Source organism: bacterium, from assembly GCA_035549195.1.
Lineage (GTDB): Bacteria > Oederibacteriota > Muellerivitia > Muellerivitales > Muellerivitaceae > DASZRK01.
In genome coordinates this window covers 1-4,706 of record DASZRK010000026.1, presented here as the reverse complement: position 1 = coordinate 4,706, position 4,706 = coordinate 1, and the positions used below count along the sequence as shown (strand labels likewise).

Annotated in this window: 5 protein-coding genes and 5 tRNA genes; all 10 read left to right on the top strand. The window is 55.6% G+C overall.

All coding sequences use genetic code 11. The annotated features are described in order from the left end of the window. A partial coding sequence (locus VHE12_07045; GenBank protein ID HVZ80544.1) for a hypothetical protein occupies positions 1-834 on the top strand: 834 nt, incomplete at its 5' end. A gap of 69 nt (positions 835-903) precedes the next feature. Then, positions 904-1,818 carry a hypothetical protein gene (locus tag VHE12_07040; protein HVZ80543.1) on the top strand — a complete coding sequence of 305 codons (915 nt, stop codon included), beginning with the start codon at positions 904-906 and terminating at the stop codon, positions 1,816-1,818. A gap of 125 nt (positions 1,819-1,943) precedes the next feature. Beyond that, complete coding sequence (rph, locus tag VHE12_07035) at positions 1,944-2,639, top strand: ribonuclease PH (GenBank protein HVZ80542.1); 696 nt, start codon at positions 1,944-1,946, stop codon at positions 2,637-2,639. After that, positions 2,636-3,229: an RdgB/HAM1 family non-canonical purine NTP pyrophosphatase gene (gene rdgB, locus VHE12_07030; protein ID HVZ80541.1), complete on the top strand. Its 594-nt coding sequence runs from the start codon at positions 2,636-2,638 to the stop codon at positions 3,227-3,229. The genes rph and rdgB overlap by 4 nt, the downstream gene beginning before the upstream one ends. Positions 3,230-3,284: 55 nt before the next feature. Next, positions 3,285-3,359, top strand: a tRNA-Pro gene (locus tag VHE12_07025). Positions 3,360-3,416: 57 nt separating this feature from the next. Then, positions 3,417-3,493 (top strand) — tRNA-Arg (locus tag VHE12_07020). 280 nt (positions 3,494-3,773) lie between these two features. Next, positions 3,774-3,850: transfer RNA gene (locus tag VHE12_07015), tRNA-His, on the top strand. Between the two features lie 43 nt (positions 3,851-3,893). Beyond that, positions 3,894-3,970 (top strand) — tRNA-Arg (locus tag VHE12_07010). A gap of 20 nt (positions 3,971-3,990) precedes the next feature. Further along, positions 3,991-4,066: transfer RNA gene (locus VHE12_07005), tRNA-Lys, on the top strand. Positions 4,067-4,166: 100 nt separating this feature from the next. Beyond that, a partial coding sequence (locus VHE12_07000) for a N,N'-diacetylchitobiose phosphorylase (GenBank protein HVZ80540.1) occupies positions 4,167-4,706 on the top strand: 540 nt, incomplete at its 3' end.

The window sequence follows — 4,706 nt, the reverse complement described above, 5'->3', positions numbered from 1 at the left end:
GATCAATATCAGACCTATGCGGACCAGAACAATTTCCGAAACAACTTGAACCTCTCCATCGGGTGGGATCCGGATGACCTCAGCTTTTCCTTCAAGAAAACATGGTTTTGGCGGTTCAGCGGGGAATCGAACTACGACTATTTCGAGGACGGGAACTATTTGGACATGGCCTGGCTCCCCCGGGGCCCTTGGGGACTGTTCGGGGTTTTCCATGACTATTCCCGCTATTATTACGACGCGTCCGACACCTTCCGTTCCAGGAATTACCTGGACCAATCGGCTGGATTTTCCATACAACGCGAAGTCAACGAACAGTTGTCCTTCAAGTTGGAAGGGGGCTATAACGTCCGGCAATTCAACCGGACCTCGATCCAGGTGAACGGCCCGGTCACCATGACCTCCCCCGATTTTCCGCTCCAGAACGACCGGACCTGGTCCATCCGGGCGATCGGCCATCTTTATGTCGAGTCGGTCCTTCAGGACTTCCAGCTGGAACACCAAAGAACGGATTCGAACAGCTACGGTTTCGCCAATACGGTCGATAGCATCTCTTGGGCCGCCATCCTGAAACCGGCCTCTTCCTTGTACCTCCAGTTGTTCTTCAGGCTCTATTCGAAGAAGTACGACACGCCCCCGATCCTGGGAAATCCGGATCTTCAGATCGGCTATGTGGACGAAGATAGCCAGGACCTCTTGTCCATCAAGACGAGCTGGGAATGGGCGCCTCAATGGTCCTTGAACCTGGGGATCAGTCGTTTTCGGACGGAATCGGCACAGCCCAGCCTTTTTTACATCAAGGACATCTTCTCGGTCGAACTTCAAAAGGACTTCTGAACCGGCCGTCGTTGACAAGTTTCCGCGCCAATTTATATGATGCCGAAGTCGTTTCTGGGAAGGCGGTCCATGCGCAAGCGGGATGAAGAGCTCAAAATAGACATCTCGGACATCTTTGGCGGGGAACTGAGTTCCCCGGCCGGGGTGCCGGAAGACGGCCCCGCGGTTCAGGCGAGCGAGACCGCGACACCTGAACAGGACAGCCAATTCCAGGAATGGATGGACCAAAGGGACGAAGCCCTTCAGGTCCAGACCCATGAATTGGAACGAAAACTCCACGATTCGATCGAGGCCTCCTTCCCGCAGGCGCCCGATGAGCAGGTCATTACGGCTGAAGAAGCCGTGACCGCTCCTGCCCCCGAAACGCAGGCCCAACCCGAAGAAAGCGCTCCCGAGTCCCCCATCGATTTTTCCGCTCCGATCGCCCCTCCTTTCATGGGCGGCGCACCCGCTGCCCCATCGACCCCTGAATTGGACCCGGAAAAGGCCGCTGAAGTGGAGAAGCAGGCCAAGGATGTCGAGCTCAAGAAACTTCAAGCCGAACACGAGTTCCTGATGCTTTATGACGAATTCCGGAACATCCTTCTTTTCGAACTGAAGGATCTGGTCGGGGAAAAGAAGGCCATGACCATGTTGTCCCGGACCGTTGAATTGGCGCGCGGTCAATTTCCCGAGGTCTTCCGTAACACCAATTGGGATGCCCATGGGAACCTGCTGGAGGACGGTTCTCTGGACGCACAGCGGTTGATCGATAACAAGAACACCATGGGGACTCCCAAAGGGGATGAGACCTTGGACGCCGCGCTCTCGACCCTGCTCCGTTTGAGGCTCCAGGCGATCGAAAAAGGGCTGGGCGCGGGCCTCAAGAACAAGATCCGGGCCCGGATGTTCCAATGGGTGACGGAAAAAGGGAAGAAAAGCGCCATCGATGGGAAACCCTCCCGCGATTTCCAGCGGTTGAGCGGTTACATCATGCTTCTTTGACCAAATTGACAGTCTGGGTGTCGGCGGCTAGAATTCAGCGAACTTTCAGTCCATTTCGATCTCGATCCACCTCATTTGGCGCCGCCACATGGGGTTTTTTCATTTAAAGGACATTGGAGGAAGACATGGGGAAGATCCGCCCGATCAAGTTCCTAAGGCGCTTCACGCGTTATGCGGAGGGATCCGTTCTTGTTTCGATGGGAAATACCCAGGTCCTTTGCAACGCCAGCGTTTCCGAGGAGGTGCCCTCGTTCCTGAGAGGGAAGGGAAAAGGATGGGTCACGGCGGAATATTCCATGCTTCCCCGGAGCACGAAGGAACGGACCGCCCGGGCCGCGGTCAAGGGAAAGATCGACGGGCGTTCCCATGAGATCCAACGCTTGATCGGACGGTCCTTGCGTTCGGTCATGGACCTGGAGGCCCTCGGCGAGAGGCAGGTCATCCTGGACTGTGATGTGATCCAGGCGGATGGCGGGACGCGGACCGCCTCGATCAACGGGGCCTATGTGGCTTTGGTGGATGCCTTGAAAGGCCTTCGGCAGCGGAAGGTCATCGATCAATGGCCTTTGAAGGACCAATTGGCGGCGATCAGCGTTGGATTCGTCGGCGGGAAACCCATAGTGGACCTGTGCTACGAGGAGGATTCGCAGGCGGATGTGGACTTCAATGTGGTCATGACCGGTTCGGGTCACTTCGTCGAGATACAAGGAACAGCCGAACAGGAGCCGTTCTCCCAAAAAAAGCTCCAGACCATGCTGGGGTTGGCGGAAAAAGGGATCCGACAGGTCCTGAACGCCCAAACAATGGCCCTGCGCGGATGAAAAAGATCGTTTTGGCCACCCACAACAAGGACAAGGCCCGTGAAATGAGGGAAGCGCTGACTGGTTCGGGATGGGAACTGGTAGCGGCTTTCGATCTTCCGGGGGTTCCCGAGGTCGTCGAGGACGGGGCTACCTTGGAGGAGAATTCGTTCAAAAAGGCGGATGCTCTCCGCCGCTTTTCGGGGTGGTCCGCTTTGGCCGACGATACGGGACTTTTTGTGGACGCCTTGAACGGGGAGCCCGGGATCTTTGCGGCTCGTTATGCCGGGGACCATTGCACTTATTCGGACAATGTCAGGAAGTTGTTGAAAGCCATGGCGGGAGTCCCGGCACCGGACCGCGGGGCTGTTTTCCGCACCGTCATCACCATACTGCATCCCGATGGGGGGAAAGACCAGGTGATCGGTGAGGTCCGGGGCGCCATCGAGGAGGTGGAACGGGGGAGCACTGGATTTGGTTATGACCCGGTCTTTCGACCGGTGGGTTCGGACAAGGTCTTCGCCGAAATGTCTTTGGAGGAGAAGAACCGGATCAGTCATCGCGGTCTTGCGTTGCAAAAGGCACTCGAGGCCTTGAAGGGCCGGAAATAGGTTAAACTGTCACGGCCCAGGGGCGGGCCGTGGATCATTCGTGAACTTTTCAGGTCGGGGCGTAGCGCAGCGGTAGCGCACTTGGTTTGGGACCAAGGGGTCGTGAGTTCAAATCTCACCGCCCCGACCAGAAAAGTCCAATCCGATCATTGGAATTTCAACGTCTTGGTCCGCTGCCGTTATTTTTGCGCCTGTAGCTCAGTTGGATAGAGCAACTGCCTTCTAAGCAGTGGGTCCCCGGTTCGACTCCGGGCAGGCGCACCATCTTTCCAGGAACGGACGACCAAGCCCGATTTTGTTGGTATGGAAAAATGCCGCGGCATCGGCCTTGCTTTTGCTCGACCTTGGATGCGGTTCGCCCCTCCTTTGGAGCGGCTTGGATGCCTCCTGGTAACGGCTGACCGGAAAGACCTTCCATCCAAATAAAATCTTTACAATTACGGGCTCCCTTCCTACACTCTTATGGCTTTTCTCCCGAAAAACTGTTTGATCCTGTCGAAATGGTTTTTCACACCCGGTTTCGACCTATGGTCGAAGGACGATGGTGGGAGTAGCTCAATTGGTTAGAGCACCAGATTGTGGATCTGGGGGTTGCGGGTTCGATTCCCGTCTCTCACCCCATTTTGTGGGAGGCGAATCCTCCGGAATTGGGTCGAGGAAAGATGCGCCTGTAGCTCAGTTGGATAGAGCGACAGATTCCGGATCTGTAGGTCAGAGGTTCGAGCCCTCTCAGGCGTACCATTTTATTTCTTTGTTGTGATGGGTGATTAGCTCAGTTGGTAGAGCAGCTGACTCTTAATCAGCGGGTCGCAGGTTCGAGCCCTGCATCACCCACCATTTTTCTTCCCAAGCTTCGTTCGTTGTGCCGACGGTTTTGGTCTTGATCGTGCTCGTTCTTTTTTGAACCGAGTAAAACCTTTGGAACGGGATGGGCTCCATGCGCTACGGCTACTTCGACGTGGAAAATAAGGAATATGTCATCGAGCGGCCGGATACACCCGCTCCCTGGATGAACTATCTTCATAATGACGAATACTGCGCCCTGATCTCCAATAATGGGGGCGGCTATAGCTTCCATCTTTCCGCCCGCGACAAGCGCATTCTCCGCTATCGCCTCAATAACATTCCCGTGGACCGCCCCGGCCGCTACATCTATCTCCGTGACGAGAAAACCAAGGATTTCTGGTCGGCCACCTGGCAGCCCGTCCTGAAGGACCTTTCCGAATATAAGACCGAGACCCGCCATGGGTTCGGCTACACCCGAGTTTCCTCCCACTATAAAGGCGTTTCAACGGATACCCTTTATGTCGTCCCGGTCGATGATAACCTGGAACTTTGGCATATCGCCGTCACCAATAAGACCTCCGCTCCCAAGACCCTCACCTTGACCTCCTATGCCGAGCTTTGCCTTTTCTTCGCCCAGAACGACATGGTGAACTTTCAGTACACCTATAACATCGCGAAAGCCTACGAAAAA